A 17,337-nucleotide genomic window follows, 5' to 3' on the forward strand; every position below is an offset into this window, starting at 1 on the left:
AAAAGATAATGATTGGAAAATAATCGAATAGCAAGGAAAGCACTTTATCATTAGTAACAGTTGTAGATAAAGTGCTTTTTAAATTTTTTATGAGATAAGTATTGACTTTAATGTAATAGGCGTGTATTATATATATCGTTGCTTTAATAAAAGCGCTAAACATTAAAAGTTAGTAAATTTGTTTAAATTAATATTAAAAAAGTATTGACTTTTGATTACAAAAGATTTACAATAAATATTGTTCTCGATAATTAATAAATATTAATTATGCGTTTTGCCAGCGGTCGTGGCGGAATGGCAGACGCGCTAGGTTGAGGGCCTAGTGGGAGAAATCCCGTGGAGGTTCAAGTCCTCTCGGCCGCACCAAATAATAAATTAAATATGCGGGTGTAGTTTAATGGCAAAACCTCAGCCTTCCAAGCTGATGTTGTGGGTTCGATTCCCATCACCCGCTCCATTAAAATGAAAAATGAACATTGAAAACTGAATGACAATATGTCAACGTTAATTCCAATAAATGTAACTATAAGTTACAAACACTATTTAGTTTTATGAGCTAATCAAACATCATAAATTTTTTATGGAGAGTTTGATCCTGGCTCAGGATGAACGCTGGCGGCGTGCCTAATACATGCAAGTCGAGCGAACAGACGAGGAGCTTGCTCCTCTGACGTTAGCGGCGGACGGGTGAGTAACACGTGGGTAACCTACCTATAAGACTGGGATAACTCCGGGAAACCGGAGCTAATACCGGATAATATTTTGAACCGCATGGTTCAAAAGTGAAAGATGGTTTTGCTATCACTTATAGATGGACCCGCGCCGTATTAGCTAGTTGGTAAGGTAACGGCTTACCAAGGCGACGATACGTAGCCGACCTGAGAGGGTGATCGGCCACACTGGAACTGAGAGACGGTCCAGACTCCTACGGGAGGCAGCAGTAGGGAATCTTCCGCAATGGGCGAAAGCCTGACGGAGCAACGCCGCGTGAGTGATGAAGGTCTTCGGATCGTAAAACTCTGTTATTAGGGAAGAACATACGTGTAAGTAACTGTGCACGTCTTGACGGTACCTAATCAGAAAGCCGCGGCTAACTACGTGCCAGCAGCCGCGGTAATACGTAGGTGGCAAGCGTTATCCGGAATTATTGGGCGTAAAGCGCGCGTAGGCGGTTTTTTAAGTCTGATGTGAAAGCCCACGGCTCAACCGTGGAGGGTCATTGGAAACTGGAAAACTTGAGTGCAGAAGAGGAAAGTGGAATTCCATGTGTAGCGGTGAAATGCGCAGAGATATGGAGGAACACCAGTGGCGAAGGCGACTTTCTGGTCTGTAACTGACGCTGATGTGCGAAAGCGTGGGGATCAAACAGGATTAGATACCCTGGTAGTCCACGCCGTAAACGATGAGTGCTAAGTGTTAGGGGGTTTCCGCCCCTTAGTGCTGCAGCTAACGCATTAAGCACTCCGCCTGGGGAGTACGACCGCAAGGTTGAAACTCAAAGGAATTGACGGGGACCCGCACAAGCGGTGGAGCATGTGGTTTAATTCGAAGCAACGCGAAGAACCTTACCAAATCTTGACATCCTTTGACAACTCTAGAGATAGAGCTTTCCCCTTCGGGGGACAAAGTGACAGGTGGTGCATGGTTGTCGTCAGCTCGTGTCGTGAGATGTTGGGTTAAGTCCCGCAACGAGCGCAACCCTTAAGCTTAGTTGCCATCATTTAGTTGGGCACTCTAAGTTGACTGCCGGTGACAAACCGGAGGAAGGTGGGGATGACGTCAAATCATCATGCCCCTTATGATTTGGGCTACACACGTGCTACAATGGACAATACAAAGGGTAGCGAAACCGCGAGGTCAAGCAAATCCCATAAAGTTGTTCTCAGTTCGGATTGTAGTCTGCAACTCGACTACATGAAGCTGGAATCGCTAGTAATCGTAGATCAGCATGCTACGGTGAATACGTTCCCGGGTCTTGTACACACCGCCCGTCACACCACGAGAGTTTGTAACACCCGAAGCCGGTGGAGTAACCATTTGGAGCTAGCCGTCGAAGGTGGGACAAATGATTGGGGTGAAGTCGTAACAAGGTAGCCGTATCGGAAGGTGCGGCTGGATCACCTCCTTTCTAAGGATATATTCGGAACATCTCGTAGAGATGATGAATTAACGTGACATATTGTATTCAGTTTTGAATGTTTATTTCAAACATTCAAATTAAATGATGATTGCATTAAACATTATAATTTGATATAATATTTAATTGTGATTGTTGAAAATATTATTTAAAGAAATCGTTTCTCAGACAATGAGTTGAATGAATTTAAAGCGCAGTTTACTTTCGTAAATGAGCATTTAAATTTGTGATAACGAAGAAGTATGAAAACGATTGACTAAATAATTTAAATTGTACATTGAAAACTAGATAAGTAAGTAAATAGATTTTACCAAGCAAAACCGAGTGAATAGAGTTTTAAATAAGCTTGAATTCATAAAAAATAATCGCTAGTGTTCGAAAGAACACTCACAGATTAATAACTATATTTAGATTAAGTTATTAAGGGCGCACGGTGGATGCCTTGGCACTAGAAGCCGATGAAGGACGTTACTAACGACGATATGCTTTGGGTAGCTGTAAGTAAGCGTTGATCCAGAGATTTCCGAATGGGGGAACCCAGCACGAGTTATGTCGTGTTATCGACAAGTGAATTCATAGCTTGTCAGAAGGCAGACCCGGAGAACTGAAACATCTTAGTACCCGGAGGAAGAGAAAGAAAATTCGATTCCCTGAGTAGCGGCGAGCGAAACGGGAAGAGCCCAAACCAATAAGCTTGCTTATTGGGGTTGTAGGACACTCTATACGGAGTTACAAAGGAATATGTTAGACGAATCATCTGGAAAGTTGAATCAAAGAAGGTAATAATCCTGTAGTTGAAAACGTATTCTCTCTTGAGTGGATCCTGAGTACGACGGAGCACGTGAAATTCCGTCGGAATCTGGGAGGACCATCTCCTAAGGCTAAATACTCTCTAGTGACCGATAGTGAACCAGTACCGTGAGGGAAAGGTGAAAAGTACCCCGGAAGGGGAGTGAAAGAGAACTTGAAACCGTGTGCTTACAAGTAGTCAGAGCCCGTTAATGGGTGATGGCGTGCCTTTTGTAGAATGAACCGGCGAGTTACGATCTGATGCAAGGTTAAGCAGGAAATGTGGAGCCGTAGCGAAAGCGAGTCTGAATAGGGCGTTTAGTATTTGGTCGTAGACCCGAAACCAGGTGATCTACCCATGGTCAGGTTGAAGTTCAGGTAACACTGAATGGAGGACCGAACCGACTTACGTTGAAAAGTGAGCGGATGAACTGTGGGTAGCGGAGAAATTCCAATCGAACTTGGAGATAGCTGGTTCTCTCCGAAATAGCTTTAGGGCTAGCCTCAAGTGATGATTATTGGAGGTAGAGCACTGTTTGGACGAGGGGCCCCTCTCGGGTTACCGAATTCAGACAAACTCCGAATGCCAATTAATTTAACTTGGGAGTCAGAACATGGGTGATAAGGTCCGTGTTCGAAAGGGAAACAGCCCAGACCACCAGCTAAGGTCCCAAAATATATGTTAAGTGGAAAAGGATGTGGCGTTGCCCAGACAACTAGGATGTTGGCTTAGAAGCAGCCATCATTTAAAGAGTGCGTAATAGCTCACTAGTCGAGTGACACTGCGCCGAAAATGTACCGGGGCTAAACATATTACCGAAGCTGTGGATTGTCCTTTGGACAATGGTAGGAGAGCGTTCTAAGGGCGTTGAAGCATGATCGCAAGGACATGTGGAGCGCTTAGAAGTGAGAATGCCGGTGTGAGTAGCGAAAGACGGGTGAGAATCCCGTCCACCGATTGACTAAGGTTTCCAGAGGAAGGCTCGTCCGCTCTGGGTTAGTCGGGTCCTAAGCTGAGGCCGACAGGCGTAGGCGATGGATAACAGGTTGATATTCCTGTACCACCTAACATCGTTTTAATCGATGGGGGGACGCAGTAGGATAGGCGAAGCGTGCTGTTGGAGTGCACGTCCAAGCAGTGAGATTGAGTGTTAGGCAAATCCGGCACTCTTAAGATTGAGCTGTGATGGGGAGAGGAAATTGTTTCCTCGAGTCGTTGATTTCACACTGCCGAGAAAAGCCTCTAGATAGATAATAGGTGCCCGTACCGCAAACCGACACAGGTAGTCAAGATGAGAATTCTAAGGTGAGCGAGCGAACTCTCGTTAAGGAACTCGGCAAAATGACCCCGTAACTTCGGGAGAAGGGGTGCTCTTTAGGGTGCAAGCCCAGAAGAGCCGCAGTGAATAGGCCCAAGCGACTGTTTATCAAAAACACAGGTCTCTGCTAAACCGTAAGGTGATGTATAGGGGCTGACGCCTGCCCGGTGCTGGAAGGTTAAGAGGAGTGGTTAGCTTCTGCGAAGCTACGAATCGAAGCCCCAGTAAACGGCGGCCGTAACTATAACGGTCCTAAGGTAGCGAAATTCCTTGTCGGGTAAGTTCCGACCCGCACGAAAGGCGTAACGATTTGGGCACTGTCTCAACGAGAGACTCGGTGAAATCATAGTACCTGTGAAGATGCAGGTTACCCGCGACAGGACGGAAAGACCCCGTGGAGCTTTACTGTAGCCTGATATTGAAATTCGGCACAGCTTGTACAGGATAGGTAGGAGCCTTTGAAGCGTGAGCGCTAGCTTACGTGGAGGCGCTGGTGGGATACTACCCTAGCTGTGTTGGCTTTCTAACCCGCACCACTTATCGTGGTGGGAGACAGTGTCAGGCGGGCAGTTTGACTGGGGCGGTCGCCTCCTAAAAGGTAACGGAGGCGCTCAAAGGTTCCCTCAGAATGGTTGGAAATCATTCATAGAGTGTAAAGGCATAAGGGAGCTTGACTGCGAGACCTACAAGTCGAGCAGGGTCGAAAGACGGACTTAGTGATCCGGTGGTTCCGCATGGAAGGGCCATCGCTCAACGGATAAAAGCTACCCCGGGGATAACAGGCTTATCTCCCCCAAGAGTTCACATCGACGGGGAGGTTTGGCACCTCGATGTCGGCTCATCGCATCCTGGGGCTGTAGTCGGTCCCAAGGGTTGGGCTGTTCGCCCATTAAAGCGGTACGCGAGCTGGGTTCAGAACGTCGTGAGACAGTTCGGTCCCTATCCGTCGTGGGCGTAGGAAATTTGAGAGGAGCTGTCCTTAGTACGAGAGGACCGGGATGGACATACCTCTGGTGTACCAGTTGTCGTGCCAACGGCATAGCTGGGTAGCTATGTATGGACGGGATAAGTGCTGAAAGCATCTAAGCATGAAGCCCCCCTCAAGATGAGATTTCCCAACTTCGGTTATAAGATCCCTCAAAGATGATGAGGTTAATAGGTTCGAGGTGGAAGCGTGGCGACACGTGGAGCTGACGAATACTAATCGATCGAAGACTTAATCAATTTTTTTTCAAAGTTTTGCGACGCAAAATCTTTACTTACTATCTAGTTTTGAATGTATAATCATTCACTTGTCTGGTGACAATGGCAAGGAGGTCACACCTGTTCCCATGCCGAACACAGAAGTTAAGCTCCTTAGCGCCGATGGTAGTTGGATTTACGTTCCGCTAGAGTAGGACGTTGCCAGGCAATTTCGAGACCGTAAGGTCTCTTTTTTTATGCTTAAAAAAATTATAAAGCCGTAGGTGAAAAGAAAGAATTTCTGAGCAATAAAAAAATATAAATTTCGAAGAGATTTTGAAAGAGTTTATTTAGCTTTACGAAGAGAAAGCGATTGAAGCTGATGAATTGAGGAATGAGAGCAGCGAGTTTAGTTGAGCTAAATGAGCAAACGAAAGACGATAATGAAGAAAGATGCGAGCGCTTGCCTCAAAGTAAAGTAAGTTCCTTAGCGCCGATGGTAGCAGATTTACGTTCCGCTAGAGTAGGACGTTGCAGGTCATTAAATTGAGACTATATAGAAAAAAGACAGTGAAGTAGAGAAACTACCACACTGTCTAATAAAATAAAAGAATTATTATAATTATAAAAAGTGTTCTAGAAAGAAAAATGAACACAGCTTCTTTAACACTTGTGTAAGTAGTTCTAAGATAGATTACGAAGTGTAGTTGTGAAGACTCCTAGGGGAGCAGTGCTAGTCGAAGACTACAGGCTGAGACAGCACCCCAGGAAAGCGCAACAACTTAAACGAGTGAACATCTATCTAAGAACTGCTTTACAAGACCAAGGCTCAACCCAGCCCCCTAGGCAAGCATCTCAACTTAAGTGAAATGATAATCTATTTAAGAACTACTTTAGAGACAGCGCCCCAGGAAAGCGAAACAACTTAAACGAGTGAATATCTACCTTAGCACACTTCTATTTAACTTTGCTCTTAAATCAACAATGAATATAACATTTTATTTTCATTGATATAAATATTCGAAGGATCGAAATCATGCACATTTGTTTTTAATTGATTAAGATCATCATGATTCTTAAGTTGAATGCCAATAATAACTGTACCAGTATTTTGAGATGATTTTTTCAGATATTCAAACTTAGTAATATCATCTTGTGGCCCTAGCACCTCATTCACAAACTCTTTAAGCGCGCCAGGACGTTGTGGAAAGTTTAGGATAAAGTAATGTTTCATTTCTTCATATAACAATGAACGTTCTTCAATTTCTTTCATACGATTAATATCATTGTTGCCTCCACTTACAATACATACCACGTTTTTTCTTTTAATGTTATCCTTATAAGCTTCTAAAGCAGAAACGCTTAAAGCACCAGCTGGTTCAGCTACAATTGCTTGTTTCGAATACATATCAAGAATAGTTGAACACACAGCGCCTTCATCGATTTGGACATAATCATCGACATGCTGTTTAGCAATTTCAAATGTGATGTCACCAACGCGAGCCACTGAAGCACCATCGACAAACTTATCAATATGCTCTAAAGTGACAATTTTATTGTTAACAACTACAGATTCATACATACTACTTGCTCCTGTAGGTTCTACCCCAATGATTTGAGTATGAGGGCTGAAATCATCCATATAAGTACTTATTCCTGAAATTAATCCGCCCCCGCCAATAGCAGCAAATAAATAATCAAATACAATATCATCTTCTTTAGATTGTTCTAAAATTTCTTTAGCTAATGTGCCTTGGCCTGCAATAGTATGGATGTTATTGAATGGATCTATAAACGTCATTTGATGTAATTCAGTATATTGTAATGCTTCTTTAAGACAATCATCAAAAGTATCTCCAGTAAGTACTATTTCGACATTTTCAGCTCCAAAAAACTTTACTTGATTTACCTTTTGGAGTGGAGTAGTGACTGGCATGAAGATAACTGCATTTAATCCTAATGCTTTGGCAGTATAAGCTACCCCTTGTGCATGATTGCCTGCACTAGCACAAGTGATACCTTTTGCTTGAGCTTTATGATCTAGTATAGAAATGGCATTATACGCACCTCGTAATTTAAAAGAACGAACCCACTGTAAATCTTCTCTTTTTAAATAGACGTTACAATCATATTTTTGAGAAAGATAGTGGTCATATTGTAAAGGCGTTGCTTTAACAATATTTTTAATACGTAAATAAGCTTCATCTATATCTTTTGATGTCACTGTCGTCTTTAATGTCATATTCTATCAACCCTTACTTTGTTTTTCATATTTTTCTATTAAATCTTCATATTGAAGCGTAATAGCAATATCATCTAAACCATTGACCAATTTATTCTTCCAAGTTTCATCAATATCAAAGTGAAATGACTTTTCTTGCGTTGAAACTGTTTGATTAGGGAGGTCTATTGTAATTTCAGTATGAGTTGCTAAATAATCTCTAACATCTTTATCAAGGACAATTGGTAACATACCATTTTTAGTACAATTCATATAAAAGATATCGCTAAATCCTCTGGCAATAATGATATTAAAGCCATAATCTTTTAATGCCCATGCAGCATGCTCACGACTAGAACCACAACCAAAGTTGTCACCTGTAATTAATATAGAAGCACCTTTATATTCAGGTTTATTAGGATTAAAATCTGGATTATCAGAACCATCAGGTAAGTAACGCCACTCGTCAAAGGCGAAAGGTCCAAATCCAATTTTAGTAATTCTCTTTAGATGTACTTTAGGTATGATTTGATCGGTATCGATATTATCATTAAATAAAGGAACTATTTTACCTGTATAAGTCGTAATAGGTTGCATTTCCATAATTAAACAACCACCTTTCGAACATCTACAAATTTCCCATTAATCGCAGCAGCTGCAGCCATTGCTGGAGATACAAGATGTGTTCTTGCGCCTTTACCTTGTCTACCTTCAAAGTTACGATTGCTTGTAGACGCACAATGTACACCTTCAGGAACTTGGTCTGGATTCATGCCTAGACACATTGAGCAACCTGGTTCTCTCCATTCAAATCCAGCTTCTTTAAAGATTGTATCTAAGCCCATAGCCTCTGCTTCTTTTTTGACAGTGCGAGATCCAGGGACAACGATAGCTGTAATTTTAGGATGTACTTGCTTACCTTTAACAATCTTACTAGCTTCAATCAAATCAGATAATCTTGCATTTGTACAAGAGCCTAAGAAGACATATCCTAAATCTATATCTTCTGCTTTTTGACCAGGAGATAGACCCATATATTGATATGCACGTTCATCATTAATATTTTTTATTTCTGGAAAAGGAGTATCGAAACCTACACCCATTTCTGGATTAGTTCCCCAAGTGACTTGAGGTTCTAAATTGCTGACGTCTAATTCAATCACTTTATCAAAATGCGCATCGTTATCAGTATAAAGTGTACGCCAATCATCTATACTATTCTCAAAGTTTTGAGCATATGGACGTCCTTTAACATATTCGAAAGTAATATCATCAGGTTGCATAAGTCCATATTTTGCGCCACCCTCGATAGCCATATTACAAATCGTCATTCTTGCTTCCATAGATAGTGACTTAATCGTTTCACCAGTAAATTCCAATGCATATCCAGTTCCAAAGTCGACACCATACTTGCTAATTAGATATAAAATAATATCCTTTGCATAAACACCAGAGGGTAGTGTGCCATTAATGTCTATCTTCAAATTCTTAGGTTTCGTTTGCCATAGCGTTTGAGTAGCAAAGACATGTTCAACTTCACTTGTCCCAATACCAAAGGCAATAGCTCCAAATGCACCATGTGTGGCAGTATGAGAATCACCACATACAATCGTCTTTCCAGGTTGTGTTAAACCAGTTTCTGGTCCCACCATATGAACGATACCTTGTTCATCAGAGCCCATGTCAAAGATGTGAACACCAAAATCTTTAGCATTTTTTTGAAGAGTAGTAATTTGTTTATTAGCAATTTCATCTTTAATATTAAAAATATCAATAGTGGGTACATTGTGATCAAGCGTTGCAAATGTTAAATCAGGGCGTCTTAATTGACGATTTTGTAATCTTAAACCTTCAAATGCTTGAGGAGAAGTTACTTCATGTATAAGATGCAAATCGATATATAAGAGTTGAGGTTCGCCTTCTTTACCAGTTAAGACATGCTTATCCCAAACTTTGTCAAATAGTGTTTGTCCCATATTTAAGTACTCCTCCTTTTAGTTATATTTTTCTTTTAATAAATTAAAAATATCAGATGTTTTATAATGACCATCTAAATCAGGTGTCGTTCTACCTTCTTTAATTAATGTATACACATAGTCTTCTAATTCGGTAGCGGCTTTTTCTTGATTTAAACTTTCTCTAAGACACATTGCTAAAGAGAGTATCATACCAACAGGATTAGCAATATTTTGATTTGCAATATCTGGGGCTGAACCATGAATAGGTTCGTATAATCTTGGACCTTCTAAACTAAAACTAGCTGAAGGAGACAGACCTAAAGACCCTGGTATAACTGAAGCTTCATCGCTTAAAATATCTCCAAATAAATTTTCAGTCACAATTACATCAAATTGAGATGGGTTTGTGATTAAGTGCATACTACACGCATCGACAAGTAAATGATTAAGTTCAACTTCAGGATAATCCTTGCTAACTTCAATTACTGTTTGACGCCAAAGCTTACTTGAAGCAAGTACATTTTCTTTATCCACTGAAGTTACTTTCTTTTTACGATGAGAAGCTAATTCAAATGCAACCCTAGCAATGCGTTCTACTTCTTGTTTCGTATAGGTTAAGGAATCAAGTGCTTCATGTTCATTAATATGTCTTGGTTCACCGAAATAAATACCGCTTGTTAATTCGCGTACGATGACTAAATCAGTACCTTTAACGCGTTCTTCTTTTAAAGGAGAAAATGGTGTCGTACCTTCTGTAACTTTAGTAGGGCGGATATTCGCAAATAATCCTAGAGACTTACGTAACTTTAATAAACCTTGTTCAGGACGATTGTTAGGGTCAGTCCATTTAGGTCCGCCTACAGCACCCAACAAAATTGCATCAGCTTTTTCACAAGCAACTAGCGTATCATGAGGAAGGGGAGTGCCATGTGAATCAATGGCAGCTCCTCCAAAATCAGAATTTTCTAAAGTATAAGTGAAATGATATTTCTTACTAATTAATTTCAATAGTTCTAAACTTCCGTTTAAAATTTCTGGACCAATACCATCGCCTGGTAAAGCAACAATAGAATACGTCATGACTTATTACCTTCCTTCTCAGTAGTTTCAGCTGCATATTTAGCGTGAGCTTCCACATAAGCTTTACATGAGGCTTGTAAAACGTCATGATCGATACCAATACCATTTACTGGTTGACCTTCAATAACAAGTTCAACGCGAACTTCCGCTTGAGCATCCGTACCTTCTGTAACAGATTCAATACGATAATCGATCAGTTTACTTTCTTTTTGGAAAATGCGGTCAACAGCATTGTAAATAGCAACGATAGAACCTGTGCCAATACTTGAATCTTGATATAAATGACCATGTTTATCTTTAATAACAACGACAGCACTTTGTAGGCCATTAGATACAAATTGAAGTTGTAATGTTTCAAGTTGATAAATAGCATTCTGCTCATGTTCAGAACCTTGAATAATTGCATGAATATCTTTATCTGAAACTGATTTTTTCTTGTCGGCTACGGCTTTAAATTGTTTAAATAACTCTACTTGTTCATCAGGACTAATATCATAGCCTAGTGTTTTAAGTTTTTCCGCAAAGGCATGTTTCCCTGAAAGTTTGCCTAATGGTAATTCGTTTTGACGAATACCGACTAATTGAGGTGTCATAATTTCATACGTTTCAGGATTTTTAAGCACGCCATCTTGATGAATACCTGACTCATGACTAAATGCATTTTGTCCAACGATAGCTTTATTTCTAGGAACACGAATTCCTGCATATCTAGAAATAAGGTCAGAAGTGTTTTTAGTTTCAGAAAGGACTAAGTTTGATTCAATGCCGTAATGATCGCGACGAACATATAATGCTAATGCCAATTCCTCAAGTGCTGTATTACCTGCACGTTCACCAATACCATTCACAGTACCTTCAATACGTTTAGCGCCATTTTCAATAGCAGCTAAACTATTCGCAACTGCCATACCTAAATCATCATGACAATGTGCACTATAAACTACGTTATGTTCTGATTTAACATTTTCAATTAAAGATTTAAAAATTTGACCATATTCAGTAGGATAGCTATATCCAACAGTATCTGGAATGTTGATTATACTTGCTCCAGCATCAACTGCAGTTTGCACAGATCGAATGAGAAATGCCATGTCTGTTCTAGATGCATCTTCAGGTGAGAATTGAACCACATCAAAGAATTGCTTAGCATAAGTTACGTGTTCTTTGATAGATGCAAGCACTTCTTCTTGTGTCATTTTCAGTTTGTGTTTTAAGTGAATAGGGGAGGTTGCTATAAATACGTGCACTACTGGTTTGACTGCATCTTTAGTTGCTTCGTATACTGCGTCAATATCAGATTTTTTACAACGTGCCAATCCACATACGGCAGTAGTAGTCAAAGCTTTTGAAATGGCTTGAACAGACTTGAAGCTTCCTGTACTCGAAGCGGGAAATCCTGCTTCAAGTACATCTACACCCCATTTTTCAAGCTGTTTAGCTATCTTTAAACGTTCATCAAAAGAAAAGTTAACACCAGGTGTTTGTTCTCCATCTCTTAATGTAGTATCAAAAATTTGAATATGGCTTTCCATTTTTAACATCTCCTTGTTATTTATTTTTGGATACTTTTAGATTTAATAAATGGCATCATTTTTCTTAATTCACGACCAACCGCTTCGATTTCATGACCATGTTGTTGTTCACGTAATTGATAGAATTCTTTAAAGCCATTTTCATTATCTTTAACAAAACGATTAGCAAAGTTACCGTTTTGAATATCTTCTAATACAGTTTTCATGTTATTTTTAACTTCTGGAGTGATAACACGTGGTCCAGATACATAGTCACCAAATTCAGCTGTATTTGAAATAGAATAACGAACGTTTTCCATTCCGCCTTCGTACATTAAATCAACGATTAATTTCATTTCATGTAATACTTCAAAGTATGCTAATTCTTTTTGATATCCAGCTTCAACTAAAGTTTCAAAACCACTTTGAATTAATTTATGGATACCACCGCAAAGTACAGCTTGTTCACCGAATAAATCAGTTTCAGTTTCTTCTTTGAATGTAGTTTCAATAACACCAGCACGTGTTGCACCAATACCTTTTGCATAACTTAATGCGATATCACGTGCATGACCTGAAGCATCTTGTTGTACACCGAATAATGCTGGTACAGCAGTACCTTCTACAAACGTACGTCTTACTAAATGACCAGGACCTTTAGGTGCAACTAAGAATACATCTACGTCAGCAGGGGGTTGAATAACACCAAAGTGAATGTTAAATCCGTGTGCGAAAGCTAATGCATTGCCCGCTTCTAAATTAGGTTCAATTTCATTTTTGTATACGTTACTTTGGATTTCATCTGGTAATAACACCATAACGACATCTGCTTGTTTGACTGCTTCATTAACAGGATATACGTCAAAGCCATCTTCTTTAGCTTTATCGAAAGAATGTCCAGGGCGGATACCAACGACTACATCATAACCATTGTCTTTTAAGTTTTGTGCATGCGCATGTCCTTGTGAACCGTAACCAATTACTGCAATTTTTTTACCTTGTAAAGCATCTTTTTCTACTGATTGATCATAATAAACTTTTGTCATAATATGTTCCTCCAATTTGTAACTTGCATAAAATTTTGAATATTCTTAAAATTATAGATATAAATTATCTACAATTATTGATGATAGGCATTATGTTATTAAATTATTTGTAAATGCTAGCGCATCATTTCATTAAATATAAATATTAAGCTTTAACTTCTTCAATATCGATGACGCTAATTTGTTTATTTAACTTTGCAATTAAAATTTTAAGTATAGCTTCATCTTCAATATTTGCGGTGATTAACATATCTGAAATGCCTTCCTCTGAAGAAGGTTTAACGATTAATTCACTAATATTATATTGTAACCTTACAAAAGCACTTGTAATTCGATTTAACGTACTCACTTGATCTGTAACTTTTAAATGTAACGTTCTTTTCATTCTAGACCCTCCATTTCATGATTCGCTTTACCACTAGGAATCATAGGATTAACTGGTTCAACAGGGGATACTCTAACTTCAATTAATGCAGGTCCTTCGTATGTAAAAGCTTCGTCCAATGTTGCGTGTAAATGTTTAGGATTATCAATTAAGAAACCTTTGATACCGTATGCTTCAGCCATTTTCATAAAATCAGGTTGGTCATTAAATACGGAATGAGAAAAACGTTTATTAAAGAATTTATCTTGCCATTGTTTAACCATGCCTAACGTTCCATTATTAATAAGGACGATTTTTACATTAAGGTTGTATTCAGGCAATAAAGCAATTTCTTGGTTAGTCATTTGGAAACCACCGTCACCGACGAAACAAATGACTGTCTTATCTGGCGCAGCTAATTGTGCTCTGACTGCAGAAGGGATACCAAAGCCCATCGTACCTAAACCACCACTCGTAACCCATTGGCCATAGTTTTTGAATGGATAGAATTGAGCTGCCCACATTTGATGTTGACCTACATCAGTCGTTACAATTGCATCGCCATGAGTAATCTTGCCGATATATTCAATGGCTTCTTGAGGTCTACAGAACGTCTCGTCGGCTGGCTGATATTTAAACGGATGTTTATCTTTATTCGCTAAACAATGTTTAACCCATTCAGAGTGTTCTACTGTATTTGAAAAGGTCTGCGCTAACGCTTCGAGCACTTTCTTACAATCAGCAACGATGCCTAAATTAGTTGAAATAACTTTATTGATTTCTGATTCATCAATGTCTACATGTACAATTGTCGTATTTGGAGCAAATTCATTAGGATTACTTGCTAAACGGTCATCAAAACGACTACCTAAGTTAATGAGTAAATCACATTCAGTCAATGCCATATTACTCGCATATGATCCATGCATACCGCCCATACCTAAGAAGAGAGGATTCTCATAAGGTACAGCACCTAAGCCTAATAATGTAGTGGCTACGGGTATTTGATGTTGAGTGACAAACGCTGTTAACAAGCTATTCGATTTTGAATGATTGATACCTGCTCCAGCTAAAATAAGTGGTTTTTTAGCTTTAGATAAATACTCGCATAATTGCTGAATATCAGTTTTATTTGGTTCTTCAACAACTTTATATGCAGGTAAATGAACTTCATTTTCAAGGGGAGCAGAAGATGTTAACACACCCATGTCTTTAGGGAAGTCAATGACTACAGGTCCTTTACGTCCCGAGTTAGCAACATAAAATGCTTCGTGGACAATTCTTGGAATATCATCCACATGTTTTACTTGGTAATTAGCTTTAGTAATTGGTGTAGTCATTGAAAGTAAATCTGCTTCTTGGAAAGCATCTTTACCAATACCTGGTGTTGCTACTTGACCAGTAAATACTACAAGGGGTAGTGAATCACTATAAGCATCAGTAATACCAGTGATAGCGTTTGTTGCACCTGGACCACTAGTAACGACCACGACGCCTGTTTTACCGGAAACACGAGCGTATCCTTCAGCAGCATGTGTAGCACCTTGTTCGTGACGAGCTAAAATATGTTTAATCTTGCCATCATAAAATGTGTCGTATAGGGGTAATACGGCACCTCCTGGGTAACCAAAGATGAAATCTACGCCTTCATGTAATAATGTTTCAACTAGTAATTCTGAACCAGAAAGGGGTTCATTCGAATGAGATTGTGACTCTGAAGATTGAGATTCGATTACGTTACTTTCCTTTTTATTCGTCATTGCTAACACTCCTTAATATTAAATAAGATTCTCAGGCACTTGCATTATGCCACCTGTATTTGCGCTAGTAACCAAAGCAGTGTATCGCGTTAAATAACCTGTTTTAACTTTCGCTTTAAAAGGGGGTAAAACTTGTCTACGTTGCTCAAGTACTTCATCAGGTTGATTAACGTTAAGTGTGCGATGTATTAAATCAATGGTAATTTCATCGCCATCGTTAATTAATCCTATTGGCCCACCTGAAGCGGCTTCAGGAGAAATATGTCCAACAGCGATACCTCTTGTAGCTCCTGAAAAACGTCCGTCAGTAATCAATGCTACATCTTTACCTAAACCTCTACCTACGATTGAAGAAGTAGGGGCTAACATTTCTGGCATACCTGGACCACCTTTAGGGCCTTCATAACGAATAACGACGACATGGCCTTCGCGTACTGTTTTATTGTCAATTGCTTCAACAGCTGCATCATGTGAATCAAAGCAAATGGCTTTACCAGTGAATACTTTAATAGATGGATCTACACCACCTACCTTAATAACTGCACCTTTTGGCGCTAAATTACCAAATAGTACGGATAGACCGCCTTCTTTATCGTAAGGTGCATCAAGTGGGTGAATCACTTCGAAGTTTTTAATTTCTTTACCTTCGTTATTTTCTCTCAATGTCTTGCCTGTGACTGTAATACGATCAGGGTGTAACGTGCCTTCTTTTTTCATTAATTCATTAATAATAGCCGGGCAACCTCCAGCTTCATGCACATCATGCATTGAATAAGCAGAGCTTGGTGCTATTTTGGATAAGTAAGGGGTACGTTTCGCAATTTCATTGATACGTTCTAGGTCATAATCAATTCCAGCTTCATTAGCAATTGCTAATGTATGTAAGACAGTATTTGTTGAACCACCCATTGCCATGTCTAAAGTGAAAGCATCATCAATTGCTTCTCTAGTGACAATATCTCGAGGTTTGATATCCTTTTTAATATTCTCTACTAATTTAAAAGCAGCTTCGCGAATCATTTCACGTCGTTGATCACTAACAGCCAAAGCTGTGCCATTATAAGGTAGAGCTAAACCAAGAACCTCCATTAAACAGTTCATTGAATTAGCGGTAAACATACCTGCGCATGAACCACAAGTAGGACAGGCGTTCTGTTCCATATCTAGAAATTCTTCTTTAGTAATGCTACCTTCTTTAAAAGCCCCGACAGCTTCAAACATTGAAGATAAAGTAAGTGCTTTACCTTGAGCAGAGAGACCAGCTTTCATTGGTCCTCCAGAGCAAAAATGGCTGGTACATTGGTTCTAACAGCAGCTAATATCATACCCGGTGTGATTTTATCACAATTTGGAATATAGAATACGCCATCAAACCAGTGTGCATTAATGACTGTTTCAGCAGCGTCTGCAATAATTTCTCGGGAAGGAAGTGAATAGCGCATACCAATATGGCCCATAGCTATGCCATCATCAACGCCGATTGTATTAAATTCAAATGGAATAGCTCCTGCCTCGCGTATGGCTTCCTTGGCAATATCAGCTAATTCTCGCAAGTGGACATGTCCTGGCACAATATCGATATAAGAATTACAAATTGCTACAAATGGTTTGTCCATATCTGTTGGATTTTTGAGTGCGCCCGTGGCATGTAAAAGACTTCTAGCAGGTGCTTGATGATCACCTTTTTTTATCATGTCGCTTCTCATTAAAAATTCCCCCGTCATGTTGTAAATTATAAAAATAAAAAAACGCCCCAATGTGATTGGGACGTTTATAAGTCCCATTCAATGAGAAATAGGACTTAAACTTTTAGCATATTATTAAATACTAAAGTTCCAGCCCTTCGGAGTATAATAAAATAATTAAATTATGTATTACAGCGTGTGGTTGCGTATTAAATTGAGTCATTTTAATATACTCCTTTCTAGTGAATGGTCGGTTATTTAAATTGTTAGAATTGTTTTAAAATT

Annotated in this window: 9 protein-coding genes, 2 tRNA genes, 3 rRNA genes and 1 pseudogene; 6 read left to right on the top strand and 9 right to left on the bottom strand. The window is 39.4% G+C overall.

What is annotated here, in order from left to right; translation table 11 throughout:
* Positions 1-280 precede the first annotated feature (280 nt).
* The 6 genes from LIX58_RS08650 (at position 281) to LIX58_RS08675 (ending at position 5,977) form a co-directional block, all read left to right on the top strand.
* A tRNA-Leu gene (locus LIX58_RS08650) sits at positions 281-366 on the top strand.
* A 17-nt stretch (positions 367-383) separates the two neighbouring features.
* Positions 384-457: transfer RNA gene (locus LIX58_RS08655), tRNA-Gly, on the top strand.
* A 120-nt stretch (positions 458-577) separates the two neighbouring features.
* Positions 578-2,128 (top strand): 16S ribosomal RNA (locus LIX58_RS08660).
* 419 nt (positions 2,129-2,547) lie between these two features.
* Positions 2,548-5,469: ribosomal RNA gene (locus LIX58_RS08665) — 23S ribosomal RNA — on the top strand.
* A 71-nt stretch (positions 5,470-5,540) separates the two neighbouring features.
* A 5S ribosomal RNA gene (gene rrf / locus LIX58_RS08670) occupies positions 5,541-5,655 on the top strand.
* The 16S, 23S and 5S rRNA genes sit together here with 2 tRNA genes alongside, the layout of an rRNA operon.
* A gap of 166 nt (positions 5,656-5,821) precedes the next feature.
* Positions 5,822-5,977: a hypothetical protein gene (locus LIX58_RS08675; protein ID WP_226386252.1), complete on the top strand. Its 156-nt coding sequence runs from the start codon at positions 5,822-5,824 to the stop codon at positions 5,975-5,977.
* A 423-nt stretch (positions 5,978-6,400) separates the two neighbouring features.
* Here the strand turns inward: LIX58_RS08675 and ilvA are convergent, their stop codons facing one another.
* The 9 genes and pseudogenes from ilvA to ilvD all read right to left on the bottom strand — a co-directional run bounded on the left by ilvA (position 6,401) and on the right by ilvD (position 17,073).
* Positions 6,401-7,669, bottom strand: a complete 1,269-nt coding sequence (gene ilvA, locus LIX58_RS08680) for a threonine ammonia-lyase IlvA (protein WP_154838394.1) — start codon at positions 7,667-7,669, stop codon at positions 6,401-6,403.
* 6 nt (positions 7,670-7,675) lie between these two features.
* The gene (leuD, locus tag LIX58_RS08685) at positions 7,676-8,251 is read right to left on the bottom strand and encodes a 3-isopropylmalate dehydratase small subunit (RefSeq protein WP_413470807.1); all 576 of its coding nucleotides are present in this window, start codon (positions 8,249-8,251) and stop codon (positions 7,676-7,678) included.
* A 2-nt stretch (positions 8,252-8,253) separates the two neighbouring features.
* Positions 8,254-9,624, bottom strand: a complete 1,371-nt coding sequence (gene leuC / locus LIX58_RS08690; RefSeq protein ID WP_226386253.1) for a 3-isopropylmalate dehydratase large subunit — start codon at positions 9,622-9,624, stop codon at positions 8,254-8,256.
* Positions 9,625-9,642: 18 nt separating this feature from the next.
* Entirely contained in the window at positions 9,643-10,686 is a 1,044-nt protein-coding gene (gene leuB / locus LIX58_RS08695) for a 3-isopropylmalate dehydrogenase (protein WP_226386254.1), read from the bottom strand.
* Complete coding sequence (locus LIX58_RS08700; protein WP_154838390.1) at positions 10,683-12,218, bottom strand: 2-isopropylmalate synthase; 1,536 nt, start codon at positions 12,216-12,218, stop codon at positions 10,683-10,685. Before LIX58_RS08700 ends, leuB begins: the two co-directional genes overlap by 4 nt.
* A 20-nt stretch (positions 12,219-12,238) precedes the next feature.
* Complete coding sequence (gene ilvC / locus LIX58_RS08705) at positions 12,239-13,243, bottom strand: ketol-acid reductoisomerase (RefSeq protein ID WP_226386255.1); 1,005 nt, start codon at positions 13,241-13,243, stop codon at positions 12,239-12,241.
* A 145-nt stretch (positions 13,244-13,388) separates the two neighbouring features.
* Positions 13,389-13,628 (bottom strand): ACT domain-containing protein, encoded by a 240-nt coding sequence (locus LIX58_RS08710; RefSeq protein ID WP_126565939.1) that lies wholly within the window; start codon positions 13,626-13,628, stop codon positions 13,389-13,391.
* The gene (ilvB, locus tag LIX58_RS08715) at positions 13,625-15,367 is read right to left on the bottom strand and encodes a biosynthetic-type acetolactate synthase large subunit (protein ID WP_226386256.1); all 1,743 of its coding nucleotides are present in this window, start codon (positions 15,365-15,367) and stop codon (positions 13,625-13,627) included. Before ilvB ends, LIX58_RS08710 begins: the two co-directional genes overlap by 4 nt.
* A gap of 18 nt (positions 15,368-15,385) precedes the next feature.
* A pseudogene (gene ilvD / locus LIX58_RS08720) lies at positions 15,386-17,073 on the bottom strand (dihydroxy-acid dehydratase).
* Positions 17,074-17,337: the final 264 nt, after the last annotated feature.

Source organism: Staphylococcus sp. Marseille-Q1834 (genome assembly GCF_916858875.1).
GTDB classification, from domain to species: Bacteria; Bacillota; Bacilli; order Staphylococcales; family Staphylococcaceae; genus Staphylococcus; species Staphylococcus pragensis.

Bases quoted from the DNA above. Each gene is read 5' to 3' on its own strand.
- ilvC (WP_226386255.1), bottom strand. From the start codon at position 13,243: ATGACAAAAGTTTATTATGATCAATCAGTAGAAAAAGATGCTTTACAA.
- ilvA (WP_154838394.1), bottom strand. From the start codon at position 7,669: ATGACATTAAAGACGACAGTGACATCAAAAGATATAGATGAAGCTTAT.
- leuD (WP_413470807.1), bottom strand. From the start codon at position 8,251: ATGGAAATGCAACCTATTACGACTTATACAGGTAAAATAGTTCCTTTA.
- LIX58_RS08675 (WP_226386252.1), top strand. From the start codon at position 5,822: ATGAGAGCAGCGAGTTTAGTTGAGCTAAATGAGCAAACGAAAGACGAT.
- leuC (WP_226386253.1), bottom strand. From the start codon at position 9,624: ATGGGACAAACACTATTTGACAAAGTTTGGGATAAGCATGTCTTAACT.
- LIX58_RS08700 (WP_154838390.1), bottom strand. From the start codon at position 12,218: ATGGAAAGCCATATTCAAATTTTTGATACTACATTAAGAGATGGAGAA.
- ilvB (WP_226386256.1), bottom strand. From the start codon at position 15,367: ATGACGAATAAAAAGGAAAGTAACGTAATCGAATCTCAATCTTCAGAG.
- leuB (WP_226386254.1), bottom strand. From the start codon at position 10,686: ATGACGTATTCTATTGTTGCTTTACCAGGCGATGGTATTGGTCCAGAA.
- LIX58_RS08710 (WP_126565939.1), bottom strand. From the start codon at position 13,628: ATGAAAAGAACGTTACATTTAAAAGTTACAGATCAAGTGAGTACGTTA.